The following is a 19,762-nucleotide window of genomic DNA, read 5'->3' as shown; positions in this document are numbered from 1 at the left end:
ACAAGAACATCAGAAATTGATTAATCTGGACATTCGAGATTAGTCAGGATTGCTTGGCCCTCCTCACCATCTCTGAATGAGGAGGCTCTGTGATTCGTTCGCGGCTTCGTGACGTATGGATGCGTGGTTTCGCCTCGCTGGGCGTGTTGCTGGTCGGATGTGGAGTTCCCGAGGACGGTGGAGCCGAGCAGGCCCTCTCCTCCACGGCCTCGCCGCTCGTGGGACAGAAGCTGGTCATCGCTCCGGCGATGGTCCAACCGGACGGCGTCCGCCCGACGCTGGGCGTCTATCAAAACCTCTATGACGAGCAGGCGCTGATAGGTGACCCGCGCGCGGGCTCGACCTTCAAGCCCGCGACGACCTGGGGCAACGTCGTCTACAGCGAGACCCAGTACCCCATGGGTTTCATCATCGACCTGGGCCAGCTCCACGACGTGACGGAAGTCGGCGTGTTCGACACGTACGACCACAATGGCTCGGTCTCCTTCCGTGTGGGGGCGCCGGGTGCATGGACCTCCACCTTCACCATCAACACCACCCTGTGGGAGACGTGGCAACTGGTGCCCGTGGGCCAGCGCACGCGCTACATCCACTTCGCGCGCACCATGTACGGAGCGTCGAACGAAATCGTCATCTATGGCGCGCCGGTGGGCCCGCCCGCCAACGTGCCTCCCACGGCCTCGGCGGGCCTGGACCAGACGGTGGTGCTGCCCACGTCGTCCGCGCAGCTCACCGGCACGGCGAGCGACTCGGACGGAACGGTGGTCTCCCGGCAGTGGACCCAGTTCTCCGGGCCGAACACCGCCACGCTGACGGGCGCGAACACCCTGACCGCCACGGCCTCGGGCCTGGTGGCGGGGCTCTACGAGTTCGACCTGCTCGTGACGGATGACCAGGGGGCCACGGCCACCTCACGCACCAAGGTGCGGGTGGAGCCCGCCAGCACCGGGCGAGGCACGACCACTGAAATCTACAGGGACACCACGAGCACGCTCCCGGGGAACTATGGCTACGTCGTGTACCTGCCGCCGGGCTACAACGCGGCCACGAACTGGCCCATCGTCATCTTCCTGCACGGCGCGGGTGAGCGAGGCGACGGCGGCACCAACCAGCTCAAGCGCGTCCGGAACATGGGGCTCCAGTCGTACATCGACAAGAACGGGAAGGACTATCCCTTCATCCTCGTGTCGCCCCAGACGAGCACCAGCAGCTACTGGAACGACCAGGAGGCCCTGGACAGCCTGAACCCCTTCATCGAGCGAATCCTGTCGACGTACAAGGTGGACAGGAAGCGCGTGTACCTGACGGGCCTCAGCATGGGCGGCGCGGGCACGTTCTCCTATGCGCAGAGCTTCCCCGCGAAGCTGGCGGCCGCGGTTCCCGTGTGCAACGGAGGCTACGGCGCCTCCGCCGCTCGCGCGCAGGCCATGGTGGACGCCAACCTCCCGGTCTGGGGCTCACACGCCATCAACGACCCCGTCTCGTATTCGGGGACACGCGAATGGTTCACCCGGCTGGGACAGGCCATGGGGGCCACGGGAACCGTCATGGACACGTACACCTATCCGCCTCGGGCGCAGACCGCGTTCTTCCGCCCGGCACTGGGGAGATGGGACTGGGTCGACGGCCAGACGGCCCAGGATGCCAATGGCAATCCTCCCGAGCGCCCGGTGCTCTTCACCCTCTTTCATGACGGCGGCCATGAAATCTGGGACCGCGTCTACCAGGACCCGAAGGTGTTGAGCTGGATGCTCGCGCAGCAGCGCCCCTGAGGTTCATCTCTCTCCGGACGGAGATGAGGTCCGAAGCCGCGGTGCAGGTCACACCGGCGGCCCGGCGTGGGGGTTGGATATCCTCCGCGCCGGTGCCGCCGGATGTTCTCGTTAATGACTAGCGGATGATTCCCTGGGCGTCGTAGATGGTCTTGGTGGAGGAGCTGGTGCTGATCACGACTTCGTCCCCGGCCAGGCCGTCGATGTTGGCGATCATCTGCAGGGTCCAGAATCCGGCGATGGGGTAGTCCCGCGTGGCGCGGCTGGCGTCCCGGATGATCCTCACGTACGAGACGTTGTTGATGATCAGCTCGGCGCCCGGCTGTCCATTCGTGTCGGCGACGCCCATCAGCGCCCAGGTGCCGCTGGAGATGGGGTAGTCACGAGTCCCTGACGCCTGGTGGTCGATGATTCGAATGGCGGCACCCGTGTTGATGGGCAGTTCAGTCGCTCCGTCGCCGGTCAGGTCATGAAAGCCCAGCGGCGTCCACGCGCCCCCGGAGATGGCATAGTCGCGTGTCGCCGAGAGCCGGTGGGTGATGACCCGGACGAAGCTCCCCGCGTTGACGGCCAGCTCCTGGCCCGCGAGTCCATCCATGTTGCTGAAGCCAATCGGAGCCCAGGCCCCGCCGGAGATGGGATAGTCGCGTGTCGCCGCGGTCCGGTGGGTGATGACCCGGACCAGGTTTCCCGCGTTGAAGGCCAGCTCGGCGCCTGGCGAGCCATCCATGTCCGTCGCCTGAAGGAACGTCCAGGCGCCCGTCGAGATGGGGTACGTGCGATTGCCGCCATTCGTTTGTTGGACCTCGATGTAGCTCAGGTTGTTGTAGACGGACTCCAGCGTGCCATCTCCATTCAGGTCCCACGCCCCCATGAAGGTGCCCGCCGCATACACGGGGCTCGCGCTCAGGGTGAGCACCAGGAGCGTCGCTTGGACGAAGGAACTGCCTGAAACCAATGCACTCTTCCGGGACATGTGCGCCTCGCGGTCTGAGTCCGGATAGGTCTGACTATCAGGACTTCTCTGGAATATCGCCAATTCGCACTGGGCGTGTAAATGACCTGCCCCGTTTCCCTATCGCCAGAGGTCCGTGGCGACGTCCGTCCCTGAATCCTTACCTGTTGGAGGATGTGCTGGGCTTGTGTGCCTCGATGAGGAAGCGTGTCGTGCGGGCGACGAAGGGGCCGTCGCGCTGGATGCGCTCGTGGAGGGCCCGGAGCTGGGGGCGGTAGCGCTCGACGGTGAAGTCCGGGACCATCCAGATGACCTTGCGCAGGAAGTAGATGACCGCGCCGATGTCGAAGAACTCGGTGCGCAGGGACTCCAGCCGCAGGTCGGTGACATGGAGTCCGGCGGACTCCGCCTGGGCACGTGCGTCGTCGGGGTGGCGCCTGCGGTGGATTTCGGCGGGCAGGGGGCCGAGGAAGAACTCCACGAGCTCGAAGACGCTGGCGGGGCCGACCTGCTGGGAGAAATAGGTTCCGCCGGGTTGGAGGACGCGGGCAATCTCCGTCCACCACGTCGTCACCGGGTGGCGGCTGACGACCAGGTCGAAGGCGCTGTCGGCGAAGGGGAGGGGCGGCTCGTCGGAGTCGGCGACGACGACCACGCCGAGCGGGTGCAGCAGCTTTGTTGCCTTCGCGACATTGGGTGGCCACGACTCGGTCGCCACGGTGAGGGGAGGCCGCTTCGGCACACCCGCGAGCACCTCGCCACCGCCGGTCTGGATATCGAGCGCGGCGGAGGCTCGGGCCATTCGCTCACCCAGTTGCCGCTGATAGCCCCAGGACGGGCGTTGCTCGGTGGCGCGACCGTTCAGCCAGGAGAAGTCCCAGCCTTCCACGGAGACACTCGCGGCCTCGGCTTCCAGTTCCTCATACGTTCGCGACATGCCCTGCCTTCTATCGCGAGGCTCCGTGCGTCGGGGTGGAGACCTGTCCTTTGTTCGCGCGGGCCAGCGTGCCGAGGACATTCAGGGCGTTCGTCGGTAGGTTCTACCCTGCGTGAGTCAGGATTCTCCCGGTCCATGATTGGGTTTGTCATGTTCGACCTCAGAGAGGGGGGTGACACCTCCGCAGCCGAGCGGTGTTCCCTGTGCATGAACATCCACACCCGGAGTCTCGAAGTCCGCCACGGTGATTCACTCGAACAGGGGCCCGCGCGACGGCCGAGCTTCACCTCGCTCTCCCTCGTCCTGTTCCTCGCCCTGGCCGGAGCCGTCAGTGGTTGCGGCGACGACGAAGAAGAACCCACGACGCTGCACGCGGACCTTCAAGCCATTCTCGAGGACGCCGTCGCCAAGGGCGTGACGCCTGGGGTCTCGCTGGCCGTTGCCTCGGACAAAGGCCCGATGTGGCTGGGTGTCGCTGGCGTCGCCGACGTCGAGCGGAATCAGCCCATGTCCGCGCAGCACCGCTTCCGTGCGGGCAGCATCCTCAAGAGCCTGATCGCCACCGCGGTGCTCCAGTCCGTTGAACGGCGCACGCTCGCGCTGGATGACACCCTGACGGAGCGACTGCCAGCGAGCGTGACGGACCGTATCGAGAATGCGGGGGCCATCACCGTGGCCATGCTGCTCGGTCACCGCTCGGGTATTCCGGAGTGGGTCACCGACGAGACGAACATGGCCATCATGGCGGACCCGGAGCACCGCTGGACGCTCGAGGAGATTCTCGGCATCTCCGGAGCGCGGCCCTCGGCGTTTCCTCCCGGTTCCCAGTATGGCTACTCGAACACCAACTACGTGCTCCTCGGCGAAATCCTCTCGGCCGCGGAAGGCCGGAGCTGGCGCGAGATTGTCCGAGAGCGGGTCATCGAGCGAGCGGGGCTTTCCCACACACGCGTGCCCGAGCCGGGAGACCTGGACTGCCCGGCGCCCTGCGCGCGTGGCTACGTTCCCTTCGACGGTGCGCTGGCGGACCTCACCGTCGTCGACCCGTCGATGGCCGGGGCTTCTGGCGGTCACGCCCTGGTGACCACCGTCTCCGACCTCCTCACCTTCTGGAAAAAGCTGCGCGCTGGTGCGCTCTTCGAGCGCAGGGAGACGCTGGAGGCCATGGTCGCGTTCCAATCGGCGCCCGACCCCGAGTCCCGACTGGTCGGCTACGGGCTCGGAGTGATGCGGCTCGAGTCCCAAGGCGTTGCCGCCGTCGGGCATCTGGGCGGCACGGCGGGCTACCAGAGCTTCATGCTCCATGTCCCCGCGACGGGCCGCTACGTCACGGGGAGCATCAATGTGATGGGAGACCTGGCCGCGGTGCTCGTGCCCATCCTGGACCGCGCGGGACGGCCCTGAGCCTCGAGCGAAGTGGGCCGGCCAGAGAGCCGCTGTTCAGGGGCCGGAAGCCTGGCGAGCCGCCCCCGTGGGTCGCGGTGCCTCCATGCGCTCCGCGCGAAACCGGCGCAGGCGTCGGCTGCTGACCAGCAATCCATCCACGCCTCCGGAGGCCGCCCGTGTGAAGGTCACCGCTCCGAGCGAGCCGATGAACCGGTCCCCACCCACGGGCTCCAGCACGACCTCGTCCCGACGGGGCCAGCGCACGGCCAGTTTTCCGTCCGCGATGCGCACCGTGTAGGTCATGGCGACCTCCTCGCCGCGATACTGGCCGACGAACGCCGCCAGGTCTGGGGGCGTGGGCATGGGCGCGCTCAGGCGGATGAAGTCCCTCGTCGTGGGCCAGGCATCCCGGATGCGCAGCTCGCGTGGGGCCTGGGGCGTCGGCGCCACGAAGCGCCAGACATGCGTCGACTCGCCCGGGCGGAACGCGCCATCGCCAATATGGACGAAGGCCTTGGGCATGCCGACCTCGCGCAGCGCTCCGTCCTTGACCTCCAGTCGCACGACCTCATCCGTCAGGGGACTCCAGTAGTTGCCGGCGAGCGCGGACAGCTCTGCCTCCGGAAATGCGACGGCGGGCGGCAGGGTGTCCTTCAGGAGGTCACCCAGATACACCTCGGCCACCTTCCACACGAGGTCCGTGACCGCAATCGAGCCGTTGTTGCACAACGCGACGATGGCCAGCCGTTGGTCGGGGAAGAGGACGGCCTCCGTGCGGAAGCCGGAACCCGTGCCGTCATGTCGCACCGTGCGCAGACCGCGATGCTCCGCCACATGCAAGCCACCGCCATAACGCGTCTCGGTGCCATTGTTCAGCTTGCCGGAGGTCTGCATCAGCGCCTTCAAGGCCGGCCCGCCGACGCGCCCATCGAGCAGGTTCTGCTCCCACTTCAGCAAATCACTGACAGTGGAGAGCAGATTGCTGGCGCCGTAGTGGTCGTTGTTGGGCATGCTGATTCCCCAGCCGCTCTCGCGGGGGAAGTAGCCCATGGCGCGCCTGGGAACGACCGCGTTGTGGTCTTCCTGGAACCCGGTGTCGGTCATTCCGAGCGGCTTGAAGAGCCGCTCGTCGGCGAATGCCCGCAGGGGCTTGCCGGAGACGCGGTGCACGATGACCGCCAGCAATGTGTACGCGGCATTGCCATACAGGATTTCCGTCCCCGGCTCGAAGTTCACACCGCGTTGCCGGGTCAGCACCTCGAGGATGTCCGCCTCGGTGTTCAGGTCGTCGCCGCGCAAGCCGGCAAGGCTCAGCAACTGACCCTGCTCGCGCAACCCGTTGGTGTGGTGCATCAGGTGCGCGATGGTGATGGTCTTGCCGTAGTCAGGTATCTCCGGCAGGTATTTGCGGATGTCGTCGTCCAGCGACAACTTGCCGTCTTGTGAGAGCAGCCCGATGGAGTACGCGGTGAACTGCTTGGTGACAGAGGCCAGATTGAAGACGGAGCGCGGCGTGATGGGGACGTCGTATTCCAGATTCGCCATGCCGTGGCCCCGCGCGTAGTCCACCACGCCGTCGCGAGAGACACCCACCGCGCAGCCGGGCGTGGCCTTGCCACTCCCTGGCGAGAAGATGGCGTCGACGCGTGAATGACGCTGGGCCCGCGAGCCTCGTGGCGTCTGGGCACTGGCGATGCTTCCAGGAAGGACCCACTGAACGACGAGGGCCAGCAGAAGAAGAGAACGGGGAAGTCGCATGCGAAGGAGGCTCCTCGAGCGGGACGTCGAGCCGCCCCGCGACGAGAGGGAGGATTCCCGAGCCCTCCGCCCCGCGCGGGGCATATCTGCGAAGCCCCGCCAGGCGTCGGTGAACCGCGCGTTTCAGGCGGTGAGCCACCGGGCACGATTTCGTTGCAGTCGGGCTCGAACTCGGGTTCCTGCCACCGGGAGCAACCGTTGTCGGGGAGTGGGACTTGAATCGGACAGCGGCCGCGCGTCATGCCCGCTTGGCCGCTCCAGGGCGCGTGGCGCGTCTATTCCCTTGAGGCAACACCACGCTCTTGGAATCGTATTCCCCCCATGTCCCTGCCGCTTCGCATCGAGTGTGGTCCCTGTGTCCTGCGCCCCTGGCGACGCGGTGACGAGGCGTCCCTGGTTCAGCACGCCAACAACCGCGAGGTGTGGCGCAACCTCCGTGACCGGTTTCCCCACCCCTACACGGCCGAGGATGCCGCGGGGTGGGTGAGCTACGCGGGAGCCGTGCTGCCTCCCACGGACTTCGCCATCGAGGTGGACGGCGCCGCGGTGGGCTCCATGGGGCTGATTCCCGGCAAGGACATCGAGTGCTATTCGGCGGAGGTGGGGTACTGGCTCGGGCAGTCGCTGTGGGGCCGGGGAATCGTCAGCAGCGCGCTCGACGCGTTCTCTTCCTGGACCTTCGCGAACAGCGACTTCCTCCGCCTGTTCGCGCTGCCCTTCGCCGACAACGTCGCGTCGTGTCGGGTGCTGGAGAAGGCGGGCTTCCAGCGCGAGGGCCTGTTGCGGCGCAGCGCCGTCAAGGACGGCACCGTGCATGACCAGGCGCTCTACGCGCGCCTGCGCCCGATGGGGCCCTGAGCCCGCCCGCGGCTCAGGGGCTTTCGCTGCTCGGCGCAGGGGGGATGGCTTGAAGGCCACGCCCCTCAATAGTTCCAGGCGGTGCAGTCGGTCGTCGTGCGGGTGACGAACTCGGCCAGCGTGCGCAGGTTCCGCACGAACGTGCTCGTGTCGAGATAGTCACCCGGCGTGGCGCCACTTCGCGGACCGCTCGGGCTGTAGGTCGTGAGCCACTTCTCGTTGTTCACCGTCGCATCCACGGCCTGGGCCGTGTCGGCGCGGAGCTGCTGGCACGAGCGCTTCATCACCGTCGTGTCGCTCGCCAGCCGGTTGTACTCCGCGCGGAGGGCGACGAGCTGGGACGGACCCTCCCACCCATAGTTCTGGTATGTCGGCGGGGCCTGGGAGAACCGCACAGGGTAGCCGCCGGGCTTCACCGTGAAGAAGCCCGTGTTCGCCGGAGCGGTGTCATCCAGTTCGATGTAGCGGTGGATGAGTGTGTCGTTCGCATGATCGACGGTCTCCAGGTACGCGAGCGCGGTGCCGACCGCGTCGCGGTTCGCCGGCACACTGGGGTCGAGCTGGTAGAGACGAAGCAGCGCCCACATGGCGTCCTGACTCTCCTGACCGGCGATGGCTGGAACCTCCCAGTTGCGCGCCCAGCGCGGCTGCATCTGGATGTCATATTGCTGCGCCCAGGCGGGCTGGGGCTGGGGCATCTGCGCCCGGCGAAGGAATCCCCCGAACGCGGTGCGCATGCCCTGATAGGTCGTGGCCTGCGCGGGATAGATTTCCTGGGCCCAGTTCAGCATCTCCACGAAGGCCGTCGCGAGGTTGTCGTTCAGGGTCGGGTCATCCCAGTACTCGTGGGTGTAGGTATTCGCATAACAGTTTGCGAGGCCACACGAGGTCCCGATGGAGGGCGGGTAGCTGGCCGTGAGCGCCGGCCGCGCGGCGACGGGACCGGTGAAGCCCTGGGGGAAGCCACCATTCGTCGGGAACTGCGAGGTCTCCACCCGCGTGCGGGCATAGGACGAGGCGTCGGAGATATCCGTGTGCGCGAACCCGAGGAGCTGGTCGGCGCGCATCATCGCGATGAGCGCGTTCTGGGTGGTCTGGTCGTCGTAGGTCGTCGTCGTACAGCCGCCGCAGCTACAGCTCGCCGTGGTGTGGCGGTAGCACGCCTTCAGCGTCGGCGTCGCCTTGAAGTCCGCGTAGAGCCGCCAGCCTCCCGACTTTACCTGCCCATGACGCAGCGCCATCGCCGCGTCCGTCGCGTACGTCTTGAGCGCGGGTGTGGCCGGGTCGGCGAGGGCCGCTTCGACGAACGCAATCACCACGTCCGACGTGCCGGGCGACTGAATCATGATCTGCTCTTCGTCGAGCTGGATGTCGCCCCAGCGCTCGCTCAGGTTGTTGGCATTGTGATGCCACGCATAGCCGCCCTGACGTGCCACCTGGTCATGGAAGTACTTCGCCGCGTTCCGCATCCGGCCGAGCGCCTTCGCGCGGAGCGGAGTCGTGGCCTCCCGCGCCGCCTCGCCAGTCCGAGTGCCCTCGTCATCGGGTTCGGAGGCCATGGGCGCGCAGGCGAACGTCGAGAGCAGCGGAAAGAGCACGAGCACAATGGGTCTTCGCATGCGCGCTACGCTAGCAAGCAGGTGGCGCGTGTGCAGCGTCGCCTCCAGGCGCCGGGTCCTGAGTGGGGCGTCGCGGCCCGTCTCCAACAACCCCTGGAGGTGGTGGGGCACCGCGCAGGCGACGAACGAGGATGAACCCCAGCGAGAGGGCCGCCACGGTCAAGCCCACGAGTCGCAGGTGTGTCCCGATGACTCCAGCCACGCCGACCGTCACCCCGAGCAGCGACAGGTACGCGGCGATGCACAGGGGGCACTTCGGGATGAGCGCGGCCAGCAGCCCCAGGGCCAGCGACACGCCCGGCGCGCCCACCGCCGGGCGGCGTGTTACCGGGTCAGCGGCCATACTGGTCTCTCAGTCGCACCCACTGCATCGGCCAAGGCAGCCCGTCCTCGTCACGGCCCTTCGAGACGAGGTCGAGGACCTGGTAGGCGGTGTTGATGACCTCGATGCCTCGTCCGTAGGTCCCGTAGGTGTGGAAGACGTCGCCGCGTTCGTCCTTCGCGAAGGCGCTGATGCCCGGCATGTCTGAGTTGGACCCTTGCAGCAGTCCGTAGTTGTAGACGGCCTCGCCGCGCTCCAGTTCATCCGGGTGGAACGACACGTTGAAGTCGAAGTTGAAGGTGTTGGCCTGGGATGACAGCCACTTGAAGCGCCAGCCCATTCGCTGCTGGAACGCCTGCAGCTTGGGCAGCGCCGCGCGGGAGATGGCGACGAAGCTCACGTCCCTCTGGGCCAGGTGCTCGATGACTCCGTTGAAGGAGTCCGCCCAGAACGAACAGTTCTTGCAGCCCGCCTCCCACTCTGGCGCGAACATGAAGTGATAGACGACCAGCTGGCTTCGGCCCGTGAAGAGCTGCGCCAGCGTCTCCTGACCGTCGGGGCCGTCGAACACATAGGGCTCGGCCACGCGCAGCCAGGGGAGGGCGCGGCGTGTGGCGCTCAGCTCATCGTGCATGCGCATGAGGGCCTTCTCCCTCGCCAGCAGTTCCTTGCGTGCGGCGAGCCACTCGCTCTTCGATTCCGTCATGACGGGTGTCACGTGATTCCTCCACGGGGATTGGGGACTCCAGACGTAATGGGTGGCGGGCGTGGGGCGGGAGTAACAAAGGCGACGGGCTTCCCAACGCAGGTGGGGTGCTGGAGGATGCGCGGCATGGATGTGCTGGTCACCGTGGCGGCTCGGGCGCTTCGTGAGGGAGACCCACTCGGTGCGCTTCAACGCGTGGCGCTCCGAGAGGACGCTCCGGCGTTGGCCCTGAGAGGGGTCGCGATGGCGCAGCTGGGCGAGTTCCCCAGGGCCCTGCATCTGTTGAAGCGTGCCGCGCGCGCCTATGGCTCCGGGGACGTCCTTGCGCGGGCGCGCTGCGGCGTCGCGGAGGCGGAGGTGGCGCTCGCATCCCGCGACTTCGAAGGCGCGGAACTCGTGCTCGTCGAGGCGCTGCGAACCTTCGAACTCCATGGCGACTCCGAGAACGCGCGCTACACGCGCCTGTTGCAGGCACGGCATGCCCTGGTGCTGGGACGTGTCGATGCAGCCGAGCGGTTGCTGGCCGAACTCGACCCGCGCGATGCGCCCGCGATGCATTCGACGCTCGCGCGGCTGCTGTCGTTCGAGGTGGCGTTGCGCCGGGGGGAGATTCGCTCCGCCCGCACCGCTCTCGAACACGCACGCGTCGCCGCCCGGAACGCGCGCATCCCCGCGCTTGGCGCCGAGGTCGAGCATGCGGCCCGGGTCCTGAGCATCCCCGCCGCGCGAGTCGTCGTTCGGGGCGAGGCGCGGCCTGTCTTGCTCGACGAGGTCGAGTCCCTGCTCGGCTCGGAGCACCTCGTCGTTGACGCCTGTCGTCGCGCGTTCCGTTCGGGCTCGCGGGTCGTGTCGCTGTCCACGCGCCCCGTGCTGTTCGCGCTCCTGCGGGTGCTGGCCGAGGCCTGGCCGGGTGACGCCTCACGCGATGCGCTCGTCTGGCACGTGTTCGGAGCGCGGCGGGTGAATGCCTCGCATCGCGCGCGGCTGCGCGTGGAGCTGGGTCGTCTGCGCACGCAGTCGCGCGACCTGGTGGACATCCAGGCGACCCCGCGCGGCTTCGTCCTGGTTCCCCGTCGTCCGGTGGAGGTCCGGGTCCTCACGCCGCCCGTCGAGGGGGCGGACGGGGCCGTGTTGGCGCTGCTCGCGGACGGTGAGCACTGGTCGACCTCCGCGCTCGCGCTCGCGCTGGGGGCAAGTCAGCGCACGGTGCAGCGCGCGCTCGCCACGCTGGAAGAGGCCGGACAGGTCCAGGTGCTGGGGCGTGGCCGCGCGAGACGCTGGGTGGCTCCCCCGGTCAGCGGCTTCACGACGACCTTGTTACTCCCCACCTCGGGTTTCCCTGGGTAGAGCGGACCACGGGACATCGGAAGGAGCGCGGACATGGACAAGACTCGGAGCGAGGTGGAGGAGACACAGCCAGCGGAGGTCGTCCGTGAGTACGGCCCGTTCGAGGGCGCCTCGCGCGTCCACGGCGTGACGTTCGACGGCGCACAGGTCTGGTTCGCTGGCGGCGAAACGCTTCACGCGTTCGACCCGGCGAGTGGTGAACCCGTGCGCACCCTGGCCGTCGCGTGTGACGCGGGGACCGCCTTCGATGGGCGGTATCTGTTTCAGCTCGGTGGAGGGCTCATCCGGAAGATCGACCCGGAGACGGGACAGGTGTTGAAGACGCTTCCGGCTCCGGGCAATGGCAGTGACTCGGGGCTCACCTGGGCCGAGGGCTCGCTGTGGGTGGGCGAGTACCGCGGCCGGAGAATCCACCGAATCGACCCCGAGACGGGCGCCATCCTGCGCACCATTGAGTCCAACCGCTTTGTCACGGGCGTGACGTGGGCGGAGGGGGAACTCTGGCACGGCACCCTGGAAGACGGCGCGAGTGATATCCGGCGGATCGACCCTGCTGACGGCCGCGTGCTCGTCAGGCTCACGTTGCCCGAGGGAGTGGGCGTCACCGGGCTCGAAGCGGACAGGGGCGACCTCTTCTACGCGGGTGGCGGCGCGAGCGGCAAGGTGCGCGCCGTGAGGCGGCCTCGACGCTCGCGCCGCTGATGAACTGGGTGAAGACCGCACGCCTCGCTGGAGCCTCCGCGATGGGAGGTCCGGCGGGTTCACCCGAGGGACGGCGGCGCGGAGCTGTCGGGCTCTACAGCCGCGTGACGCGCTTGAGCGCCTTGGTGTTGCCCTCGCCGAGCGAGAAGAAGGCGCTGCCATCTGGAGCGAAGGTGAGTGCCTCCGAATAGCCGGGGTTCGTCACCTCGCACCGGGTCCCCAGCAGCGCCGCCGGGACGCTCTGCCCCGCATGTCGCTTCCATAGGAAGGTGTGCGTATAGGTCTTGATGAGAATCTCCCCGCCGTCGGGGGAGATGGCGCCCCCTGTCACCACGCGGTCCTCCTCCGCCGTCGAGCCCGGCAGGAAGTCGAGCTCCGCCACCAGCTCCAGCGTCCGGGACACGCCCGGCGCGTTCAGCGGCACGGCATAGCGGTACACCTGCGAGTGTCCCGACGGCGCCTTGGTCACGATGTAGATGTCGCCCTGGGTGTCCACGAACATCGCCTCCGCGTTGGGCGCCACGCCGCCTGGATAGGTGAACGGGAAGCGCTCCACGCCACTCACGGGCACCGTCACGGGCGCCTGGGCCACGCTGACGGTCGGCTCGGGGAATCGCACGACTTCCCGCACGCTCGGCAGGCCATTGTTGTCACCGATGCGCCCCACGTAGACGTAGTCCACGCTGCTCACGGGGCCGGGGCCCATGGCCATGTCCTCCCAATCCAGGTTCGGGTTGCTCGACAGGGTGTAGGTGCCCAGGAAATGGCCGTCCACGGCGCTCAGCGCGTAGACATGCTCGACGCAGTTGCCGCCGCTGGCGCCACACCGGTCATTGTGCGTCCAGACGACCTGGGCGTTGGCCCTGCTGGCCGCGAGCCCCGAGGCATCGGTGAGGATGGCGATGTTGTGGGGCGTCAGATTGACCGGCGCGCCGAAGGTCGGGCACTGCGGCGTGCTCGCCGCGGGCGTGGCAGTGATGGGCGTCGCATAGCCCGAGGCATTGCCGGAGAGGTCCTCGGCCTTCACCATCAGCTCGTAGGTCGTGCCATTCACCAGCCCCGTGAGCGTCACCAGGGGCTGGGTGAGGCTGTAGCGGTAGCTGTAGGTCGCTGCCCCCGCGGCGCGGTACTTCACCGTGTACCGCCGGAAGTCCGGCTCGGTGTTGGCGCTCCAGGTCAGTCCGAGCACGGTGTCGCCTGGAGTCGCCACGAGTTGTCCTGGCACCACGGGAGGTGTCACGTCCGGCCCGGTGGGCGTAGGCGTGGCGTTCACCGCCGCGCAGTACGCCGAGGCATTGCCCGAGGTGTCCTGGGCCTTCACTTCGAAGGCATAGGTCACTCCATTCACCAGCCCCGGGAGCGTCAGGGGCGGCGCGCCCACTCCCCACTTGTAGGACGGCGTCGTCTGTCCCACGACGCGGTAGCGGACCGCATAGTCCTTGAGGTCCGCCGCGGGGCTCGGGTCCCACGACAGGATGACACCGCTGTTCGCCGCGAGGATGCTCAAGCCCGTGGGGACGGGCGGAGCTTCGGTGTCCGCCAGGGGACTCGACACACGGGCGGCTTCTGGCAGCGCTTCTTCCTCGCCAGGCACGGATGAGACGCCGCACCCCACGCAGAGGCTCAACAGAAGACTGCACAAGCCGGCGAAAGGCATGAGTACACGACGCGTCACGGTGACCTCCTGAAATGTCATTCCATGGATGGAAACACGCCGCAGCCTAAGGCCCCGCACCCGGGGCAACAATGAAGACAGGCTTCACGTGTCCATCCAGGTCAAAGTTTGACCTTCGCAATGAAAGAGCCGCTTGAGAACAAGCGTTCTGAAGTCATCGCCCGGCTCAGTCCACAGGGCAGCTCCCGCACCCTCCTGAATCAACTCCCGAGAATTGGAATGGGAGGTCTCACATGTCATTCGGTTTCCTGAATCGCATTCGCCGCAAGGTTGTCGCACGGCCCAAGCCTCCACCGCCTCCGCCCCCACCGCCTCCCAAGACAAAGTCCGCGGGGGAGCCCACGGGATACTCCCAGGTGGACAGCTTCCAGGCGCCTCGCGGCGCACGGACCATCGAGCGGGCCTCCGCGCCGGGAAACACCTGGTCCGGGGACATGCCACTCTCCGAGGCACGCAACGCGCATCGCACCAACACGAAGGAGGAGTTCCAGGCCGCGCTCCAGAGTGAGGCCAACTGGTTCGAGGGCGACGTCCGGAAGGAGCTCAACCACGACTCCCTGGAGATGCGTCACGACACGACGCACGAGAGCGGGGACAACCTTTCCCTCCATGAATGGCTGAGCATGGGGACGGAGTCGGGACGTGGGCTCAAGCTCGACATCAAGGAAGGCGAGCACATGGGGGCCGTGCTCGACGAGATTGAGCGCGTGGGTGTTCCCCAGGAGCGACTGATGCTCAACCTGGGCTTCGGCGACGTGAAGACCTGGGGAGAAGAGATTCGCACGCGCTTTCCCAATGCCATCCTCGCCATCAATCCGCCGCCCGGCGACGGAACGGTGAGGGCCGCTGATGCCCGGCAGATGGTCGACGAGGCAAGACGAGCGGGCGGAGGCCCCACCACCTTCGTGGTGCATCATGAATCGCTGACCGACGAGGCCATCGAGGTCTTCAAGACCGCGGGGACTGTCTCGGTCTGGGGAAACGCCGAGGACCCGACGAAGGTCGCCGCGGAGATGCGGGCCCGAGGTGTCGACGGGATGGTCGACATCGGCTCCAACTACAATTGGGGCTCACTCTCGAGGGCGGACGGCGTGCGTGACGGCCTCGACGCGGGGAAGAACTGGGCCCGGACGCGATGGGACAGGCTCTTCTGAACGAAGAGCGGTGACAGTCGCGACCTGGCGAGCCCGGTGCATCTGGAGTCCGGTGCCGCTGGGGCTGGTTGGTGGTGGACCGCTTCCGCTTGGAGGTGGCGGCCCGTGCGCGTGGAGGCAAGTCCCAGGGAGAGGACAGTCCACCGCCTCAAGGAACGCCAGTGTTGACCGTTGGCCTTGACGCCCCGCATCCGGTGGGTGCCGCCGTTTCTCCCGCGCCACCTGGAACGAGAACGTGCCCGGGTCGAAGTCCAGCGTCACCGTGCCCGTGGGAAGCTCCTCCACCAGCGCCAGCCCGGTGGAGCGAGGTGCTCACACCTGCTTGCGCGCGACGGACCAGACGAAGCCGTCGTACCAGAAGTGCAGCAGGGACACGACGAGGGTGAGGGACCAGAGGCTCTCCAGGTCGGAGTCCAGCAGCTCGGCCCACACGCCGTAGGTGAGCACCGTGCCCAGGAACAACGCGAGCGCGAGCCCGCGCCACTTCAGCCGCAGCCGCTCACGCAGCCGCTCGCCCTCCATGGCCCACACCAGCGCCAGGTACTGTATGGCGTGGAGCAGGTTCATGATGAAGAACGCTTCGCCCCAGGTGTTGAAGCCCCAGGAGTAGATGGAGCAGGCGCCTGTGGTGACCAACAGGAACACCTTGTGGAAGGAGAGATGGTGGCCCTTCCTCAACAGGTGTACCGAGGCCGCCACGTAGAAGACGAGGAACGTGCCCCCCACGGCCACGACGCCCATCGTCCAGGCGCGGTGGGTGGCCGTCATGCGCGCGGGCACGGAGGCGAGCCACGGCATTCCCACCGCTTCGAAGGACTCGAAGCTGCTGAAATGGTCCAGCATGGTGGCGCCAGCGAGGATGGGGCCGACGTACAGCAGGTGGTTCAGCCAGTAGTCGAGCCGGCGCCCCGCGGCGGGTGGGTTGCCTTGGTTGCGGTCATAGATGCGTGCCAGGCCAAACGTCTGCAGCCCCGAGTGCCACACGTCCCAGAACGTCGCGAGCACGGTGGCGGCGGCGGCCACCACCGCCAAGCCGCGAATGACCGCCCAGGCCAGCACGGGGACGAGGACGAAGCGCAGTGGATGGAGCCGGAAGATGGCGGGGTTGCCATGGCTGCGGAAGAACACCGCCACCAGGTGCGCATGGATGATGCTGCCCACCATCAGCCCGGCCCACGTCTTCTCCTGGCCGAAGAACTGGACGGGAGTGTCGCTGAAGTGCGTGCCTGAGATGGCGATGCCCAACCCGAGCGCCAGCAGCGGCGGCAGCAGGAAGAAGGCCCAGTCATAGGTGGGCCCTATGATGTACGAAGAGCGCGCCGATACAGGAGCGGCCTCTCGTACAGACTCCACCGGAGGTTGTGTCTCAGGAGGGCGCGGTTGGGCCAGGGCCATGGGCCGCCTCCTTTCGCACCGCGAACTCCACGCGCTCGCTGAGCTCCTCCACGAGCGCCGCGAGGAACAGGCTGGCCCCGACCAGCTCGAGTGCCTCCTCCACGTGGTCGATGAGCGCATACACGAGGTTGTCGTTGCCGTGTTGCTCCGTCCACCACCCCAGCGGCAGCTCCATGAGCAGCGCGCCACCCACGTACAGCACACCCGCCAGGATGAACTGTCCGCGCCGTCGCGGCGCGAGCCGCGCGAGGAAGGGCAGGAAGGCAAGTCCGCCGAGCACCACGAGGATTGCCGCGGGCACCACCCAGGTGAAGAACAGCACTCCACTCAGGGAGAGCAGGCTTCCGAGGTGCTCATGGAGACCCACGCTCTCGTCCAGGGATATGTACGCGAACACAAGCGCCAGGGCCCACCAGTGAATCCATCCTTGCTCCCGGGGGCGTCCCGCCACGCGGGCGATGCCCGCGAGCACGAGCGCGCAGCTCAGCAACAATGCCGAGGCGTACCAGGTGGGCAGGTTCCGCTCGTAGCTCAGGGAGAGAAATGCGACGAGGGGCTCCAGCTTCCGCGCGCCGAGCGCGGAGTAGGCGACCTCTACTCCCACTCCGATGGCAGTCAGCAGGCCCGCCAGTGAGAGGAGCCAACGGCGCAGAGAGCGGGGCGAGGGGAGGAGCATCGGAGGCGGAGGGAAAGGTTACTCGGCCGCGTGCATCCTGGAGCGGAGTGTCATGGTGCGGAAATGTTTCGTGTCCGCGGTACCGGGGTTGCTCGTGGAGCACGCGAGCAGGGACTGCAGGTGCGGGCTTCGGATGTGAGTGTGCTCGACCTCTCGGGAAAAGGGTCCGGTATAGAATGCGGCTCCGAGGGAGAACCCCACCATGTCACGGATGAATCTGGCCGGCCTGCTCGCGATGCTCCTGCTCGCTTCCGCCGGTGTGGTCGAGGCGAAGCAGTGGAGGTACGCGGGCATGCACCCCCGCACCGGGCAACCGGCGGATGGGCTGTGCCACATGGAGATGGTGCATGTGCACACCGCCGCCCCGCTGCACGCCGACACGCTCTATCGTACGCGTGAAAACGTCTATGTCTTCATTGGAGACCCGACGCCCTTTGGCTACGAGGGGCCGCGGCATGCCTATTACGGGCACCATCCCGTGGTGCTCAACGTCCTCGTCAACATCTCTGTCGACAGGGACGTGGTGGAGTACTGCTACCACGATGGGCCGCACTATCATTCCTACGAGCCTCCGCCGCGCCACGAGTTCGTGGAGAAGGAGGACGTCAGCTACTACGCGGGCGAGTATCCCCAGGAGTACAAGCAAGGGAGCCCGAGTCTGGTGCGCGTCAATACGGTGTATCGCTCCTGGAGCGCTCCGCGTCCGGTCATCACCGTGGGTCCTCCGCCCGAGTACCGCGGCCCCGTCATCCAGGTGGGCCTGAACATTCCGGTGCCCAGCGTCGAGATTCGGGTGGGAGGGCCGCCTCCGCCGCCTCCGCCACCTGAGTGGGAGGAGCGCGTCGTCCGGGAGGAGCGCGTGCATGTGCATCATGACCACTGCGACCACCACGAGCACAAGAAACACAAGAAGCACAAACACAAGAAGTACAAGGGACGGGATTGAGCGTGCCGAGAGTGGCTCTGGCGTTGATGCTGCTGTTGGTGGCGGGGTGCTCCAGCGGGGTGGATGATGTGCTTGATGCGTGGAGGGCGGCGGGAGAGTCGCCTTCGGCGTTCACCGACGTGGGCGAGAAGCTTCCGGGGGGCAAGTGCCGGGCTGGAAAGGTCAGTGGCCTGGACGCCACGGTGTGTGTGTTCGAAAGCACCGAGAAGGCACGGCAGGCCGAGGAGTCCGGCTGGACGCTCGTTGGCAATGCCGCCGGAGCCGCGACGGTCTCCGGCAAGATGGTGCTTGTCATCGCTGACCCGCGAAAGGAGGACCCGAGCGGACGGCGTATCAACGCCCTCGTGAAGGCGTTCCAGGGCGAGACTCGCTGAGAGAGCACCTGGGAGTCGCTGGAGTTGCCCTTGTCGACTCGATGGGGAAGTCAGGCCGGGTGCGTCATCGTCGTGACGCGCGCATCGAGGGCGCGCGCACGGCCGCCAGCGGCAGCAGCCGCGCCTCCAGCTCCGGACTTCGCGCGAGCGCCTCCTCCACCCATTTCGCGACGAGCCCGGCCACGGCGCTCTCGACCTCGGGGGTCTCCAACCTGTCGTGCGTGTGCCGGTGCCAGATGGGCACGGGGACGACCAGCTCCATCACCGCCGTGAGTCCCGTCGCCAGCGCGGACTTGCTGAACGGGAGCTTCACCTGTCGATAGCCGAGGGCCGCCCTCCTGGCGCTCACGGCCTCATGCAGGCCCCGCCTCAGCCCCTCGCGGGGGATGTCGCGATGCGAGCACCGCTGGAGGTTGCCCCAACAGGCGAAGCCCTCACCGGGGCGTTCACACCACTGCATCGCGAGTCGGAACCGCGTCGTGCCCGACAAGCCCTCGAAGCTCCAGGGCTCGTGGAGCGGCCCCGAGGACGCCGTGGATTCGCGACACAGGTCCGCGAGCCCCTGCTCGCGGAGGATCCGCTCCTCGCGTCCCGATGTCACGTCGTGGAACCGCCAGAGGACTCCCGGGACGAGCGCCGCCAGCTCCCGCATCCTCCGAATCACCTCCTCGGAGACATCTCGCAGGGGCTCCGCGAAGAGGGACGCGTCCGGAGTGAAGACGAGGCGCAAACCCGAGTCGGAAGCGGGCACGTCGAGCACCTCGGGCCGCATGCCTCCCTGGGGAATCCCTTCACGGAAGCGCTGTCCCCAGGCCCGTCCCTGTCCCCACACGCGGACGTCGAGCGACGAGGAGAAGACGCTGACCATCGCGAGGTCGTCGTAGCACGTCGGAAGCACCAGTCCCCGTGCGACACCTTCGGGTTTGGTGCCCCTCGGGTCGTAGCTCGTGAGGGAGAGCCAGCCCTCGACCTCCTCCGGCATGGCCTCCACTCCCGCCGGGCAACTCCAGCCGTCGAAGACGGCCGTGCAGGAGCCGTCCGCCCCCATGCGCAGGGATACCTCGCGTGTCCCTCGCTCCCTGGCGGCCACGGCGCCCGACCGGAGCACCACCTCGGCGAGTGAGTGGAGGGCAAATCCGTTGGCGCCCCCGAGATACAGGCCAGGGCGACGGCGCATGAG

General features: G+C 67.4%; 18 protein-coding genes. 8 read left to right on the top strand and 10 right to left on the bottom strand.

Translation table 11 applies throughout. The features are described 5' to 3' along the window. Nucleotides 1-119: 119 nt before the first annotated feature. The gene (locus tag HUA78_RS16325) at nt 120-1,772 is read left to right on the top strand and encodes an alpha/beta hydrolase-fold protein (protein WP_174476674.1); all 1,653 of its coding nucleotides are present in this window, start codon (nt 120-122) and stop codon (nt 1,770-1,772) included. Nucleotides 1,773-1,890: 118 nt separating this feature from the next. Here the strand turns inward: HUA78_RS16325 and HUA78_RS16320 are convergent, their stop codons facing one another. Together HUA78_RS16320 and HUA78_RS16315 are read right to left on the bottom strand one after the other, a co-directional pair. Continuing rightward, on the bottom strand, nt 1,891-2,748 hold the full coding sequence (locus tag HUA78_RS16320) for a hypothetical protein (RefSeq protein WP_174476673.1): 858 nt from the start codon (nt 2,746-2,748) through the stop codon (nt 1,891-1,893). 139 nt (nt 2,749-2,887) lie between these two features. Next, a complete protein-coding gene (locus HUA78_RS16315) occupies nt 2,888-3,664 on the bottom strand; it encodes a class I SAM-dependent methyltransferase (RefSeq protein ID WP_174476672.1) in 777 nt (258 codons plus the stop codon). A 150-nt stretch (nt 3,665-3,814) separates the two neighbouring features. Here HUA78_RS16315 and HUA78_RS16310 point away from each other — a divergent pair, with 150 nt between their 5' ends. After that, nucleotides 3,815-5,068 (top strand): serine hydrolase, encoded by a 1,254-nt coding sequence (locus HUA78_RS16310; RefSeq protein ID WP_217440408.1) that lies wholly within the window; start codon nt 3,815-3,817, stop codon nt 5,066-5,068. Between the two features lie 36 nt (nt 5,069-5,104). On the opposite strand, the gene HUA78_RS16305 is transcribed toward HUA78_RS16310, so the two are convergent. Further along, nucleotides 5,105-6,808, bottom strand: a complete 1,704-nt coding sequence (locus tag HUA78_RS16305; RefSeq protein WP_174476671.1) for a serine hydrolase — start codon at nt 6,806-6,808, stop codon at nt 5,105-5,107. A gap of 321 nt (nt 6,809-7,129) precedes the next feature. Here HUA78_RS16305 and HUA78_RS16300 point away from each other — a divergent pair, with 321 nt between their 5' ends. Continuing rightward, nucleotides 7,130-7,666 carry a GNAT family N-acetyltransferase gene (locus tag HUA78_RS16300; RefSeq protein WP_174456427.1) on the top strand — a complete coding sequence of 179 codons (537 nt, stop codon included), beginning with the start codon at nt 7,130-7,132 and terminating at the stop codon, nt 7,664-7,666. 65 nt (nt 7,667-7,731) lie between these two features. On the opposite strand, the gene HUA78_RS16295 is transcribed toward HUA78_RS16300, so the two are convergent. The 3 genes from HUA78_RS16295 to HUA78_RS16285 are packed head-to-tail and all read right to left on the bottom strand — an operon-like array spanning nt 7,732 to nt 10,313. Next, nucleotides 7,732-9,285: a hypothetical protein gene (locus tag HUA78_RS16295; protein WP_174456426.1), complete on the bottom strand. Its 1,554-nt coding sequence runs from the start codon at nt 9,283-9,285 to the stop codon at nt 7,732-7,734. A 10-nt stretch (nt 9,286-9,295) separates the two neighbouring features. Next, on the bottom strand, nt 9,296-9,628 hold the full coding sequence (locus HUA78_RS16290; RefSeq protein ID WP_174476670.1) for a hypothetical protein: 333 nt from the start codon (nt 9,626-9,628) through the stop codon (nt 9,296-9,298). Continuing rightward, nucleotides 9,618-10,313, bottom strand: a complete 696-nt coding sequence (locus HUA78_RS16285; RefSeq protein WP_174456424.1) for a thioredoxin family protein — start codon at nt 10,311-10,313, stop codon at nt 9,618-9,620. The genes HUA78_RS16290 and HUA78_RS16285 overlap by 11 nt, the downstream gene beginning before the upstream one ends. 126 nt (nt 10,314-10,439) lie before the next feature. Here HUA78_RS16285 and HUA78_RS16280 point away from each other — a divergent pair, with 126 nt between their 5' ends. Continuing rightward, nucleotides 10,440-11,660, top strand: coding sequence for an HTH domain-containing protein (locus HUA78_RS16280; RefSeq protein WP_174456423.1), 1,221 nt, complete (start codon nt 10,440-10,442; stop codon nt 11,658-11,660). Between the two features lie 33 nt (nt 11,661-11,693). Then, entirely contained in the window at nt 11,694-12,362 is a 669-nt protein-coding gene (locus HUA78_RS16275) for a PQQ-binding-like beta-propeller repeat protein (RefSeq protein ID WP_174476669.1), read from the top strand. A gap of 94 nt (nt 12,363-12,456) precedes the next feature. Here HUA78_RS16275 and HUA78_RS16270 read toward each other — a convergent pair whose 3' ends face one another. After that, nucleotides 12,457-14,037, bottom strand: a complete 1,581-nt coding sequence (locus HUA78_RS16270; protein ID WP_174476668.1) for a fibronectin type III domain-containing protein — start codon at nt 14,035-14,037, stop codon at nt 12,457-12,459. A 233-nt stretch (nt 14,038-14,270) separates the two neighbouring features. Here HUA78_RS16270 and HUA78_RS16265 point away from each other — a divergent pair, with 233 nt between their 5' ends. Then, a complete protein-coding gene (locus tag HUA78_RS16265; RefSeq protein ID WP_174462746.1) occupies nt 14,271-15,191 on the top strand; it encodes an FAM151A/B family protein in 921 nt (306 codons plus the stop codon). A gap of 312 nt (nt 15,192-15,503) precedes the next feature. Here the strand turns inward: HUA78_RS16265 and HUA78_RS16260 are convergent, their stop codons facing one another. Both HUA78_RS16260 and HUA78_RS16255 read right to left on the bottom strand, forming a co-directional pair. Beyond that, nucleotides 15,504-16,586 carry a hypothetical protein gene (locus HUA78_RS16260; protein WP_174462745.1) on the bottom strand — a complete coding sequence of 361 codons (1,083 nt, stop codon included), beginning with the start codon at nt 16,584-16,586 and terminating at the stop codon, nt 15,504-15,506. Next, on the bottom strand, nt 16,558-17,262 hold the full coding sequence (locus tag HUA78_RS16255; RefSeq protein ID WP_174462744.1) for a hypothetical protein: 705 nt from the start codon (nt 17,260-17,262) through the stop codon (nt 16,558-16,560). The genes HUA78_RS16260 and HUA78_RS16255 overlap by 29 nt, the downstream gene beginning before the upstream one ends. Before the next feature lie 202 nt (nt 17,263-17,464). Between HUA78_RS16255 and HUA78_RS16250 the strand changes: the two genes are divergently transcribed. Together HUA78_RS16250 and HUA78_RS16245 are read left to right on the top strand one after the other, a co-directional pair. Continuing rightward, nucleotides 17,465-18,208 (top strand): hypothetical protein, encoded by a 744-nt coding sequence (locus HUA78_RS16250; RefSeq protein ID WP_174476667.1) that lies wholly within the window; start codon nt 17,465-17,467, stop codon nt 18,206-18,208. A gap of 2 nt (nt 18,209-18,210) precedes the next feature. Then, nucleotides 18,211-18,582 (top strand): hypothetical protein, encoded by a 372-nt coding sequence (locus HUA78_RS16245; RefSeq protein ID WP_174456417.1) that lies wholly within the window; start codon nt 18,211-18,213, stop codon nt 18,580-18,582. 64 nt (nt 18,583-18,646) lie between these two features. On the opposite strand, the gene HUA78_RS16240 is transcribed toward HUA78_RS16245, so the two are convergent. After that, a complete protein-coding gene (locus tag HUA78_RS16240; protein ID WP_174476666.1) occupies nt 18,647-19,759 on the bottom strand; it encodes a DNA gyrase subunit B in 1,113 nt (370 codons plus the stop codon). Nucleotides 19,760-19,762: the final 3 nt, after the last annotated feature.

Origin of the sequence: Myxococcus sp. CA033, from assembly GCF_013336625.1 — a bacterium.
Lineage (GTDB): Bacteria > Myxococcota > Myxococcia > Myxococcales > Myxococcaceae > Myxococcus > Myxococcus llanfairpwllgwyngyllgogerychwyrndrobwllllantysiliogogogochensis.
The sequence above is the reverse complement of the archived record's forward strand: the minus strand, read 5'-3'. Positions and strand labels throughout refer to the sequence as shown.

Coding starts and splice junctions, on each gene's coding strand:
- HUA78_RS16325 (WP_174476674.1), top strand. CDS start 120: ATGCGTGGTTTCGCCTCGCTGGGCGTGTTGCTGGTCGGATGTGGAGTT.
- HUA78_RS16320 (WP_174476673.1), bottom strand. CDS start 2,748: ATGTCCCGGAAGAGTGCATTGGTTTCAGGCAGTTCCTTCGTCCAAGCG.
- HUA78_RS16315 (WP_174476672.1), bottom strand. CDS start 3,664: ATGTCGCGAACGTATGAGGAACTGGAAGCCGAGGCCGCGAGTGTCTCC.
- HUA78_RS16310 (WP_217440408.1), top strand. CDS start 3,815: ATGTTCGACCTCAGAGAGGGGGGTGACACCTCCGCAGCCGAGCGGTGT.
- HUA78_RS16305 (WP_174476671.1), bottom strand. CDS start 6,808: ATGCGACTTCCCCGTTCTCTTCTTCTGCTGGCCCTCGTCGTTCAGTGG.
- HUA78_RS16300 (WP_174456427.1), top strand. CDS start 7,130: ATGTCCCTGCCGCTTCGCATCGAGTGTGGTCCCTGTGTCCTGCGCCCC.
- HUA78_RS16295 (WP_174456426.1), bottom strand. CDS start 9,285: ATGCGAAGACCCATTGTGCTCGTGCTCTTTCCGCTGCTCTCGACGTTC.
- HUA78_RS16290 (WP_174476670.1), bottom strand. CDS start 9,628: ATGGCCGCTGACCCGGTAACACGCCGCCCGGCGGTGGGCGCGCCGGGC.
- HUA78_RS16285 (WP_174456424.1), bottom strand. CDS start 10,313: ATGACGGAATCGAAGAGCGAGTGGCTCGCCGCACGCAAGGAACTGCTG.
- HUA78_RS16280 (WP_174456423.1), top strand. CDS start 10,440: ATGGATGTGCTGGTCACCGTGGCGGCTCGGGCGCTTCGTGAGGGAGAC.
- HUA78_RS16275 (WP_174476669.1), top strand. CDS start 11,694: ATGGACAAGACTCGGAGCGAGGTGGAGGAGACACAGCCAGCGGAGGTC.
- HUA78_RS16265 (WP_174462746.1), top strand. CDS start 14,271: ATGTCATTCGGTTTCCTGAATCGCATTCGCCGCAAGGTTGTCGCACGG.
- HUA78_RS16260 (WP_174462745.1), bottom strand. CDS start 16,586: ATGGCCCTGGCCCAACCGCGCCCTCCTGAGACACAACCTCCGGTGGAG.
- HUA78_RS16255 (WP_174462744.1), bottom strand. CDS start 17,262: ATGCTCCTCCCCTCGCCCCGCTCTCTGCGCCGTTGGCTCCTCTCACTG.
- HUA78_RS16250 (WP_174476667.1), top strand. CDS start 17,465: ATGTCACGGATGAATCTGGCCGGCCTGCTCGCGATGCTCCTGCTCGCT.
- HUA78_RS16240 (WP_174476666.1), bottom strand. CDS start 19,759: ATGCGCCGTCGCCCTGGCCTGTATCTCGGGGGCGCCAACGGATTTGCC.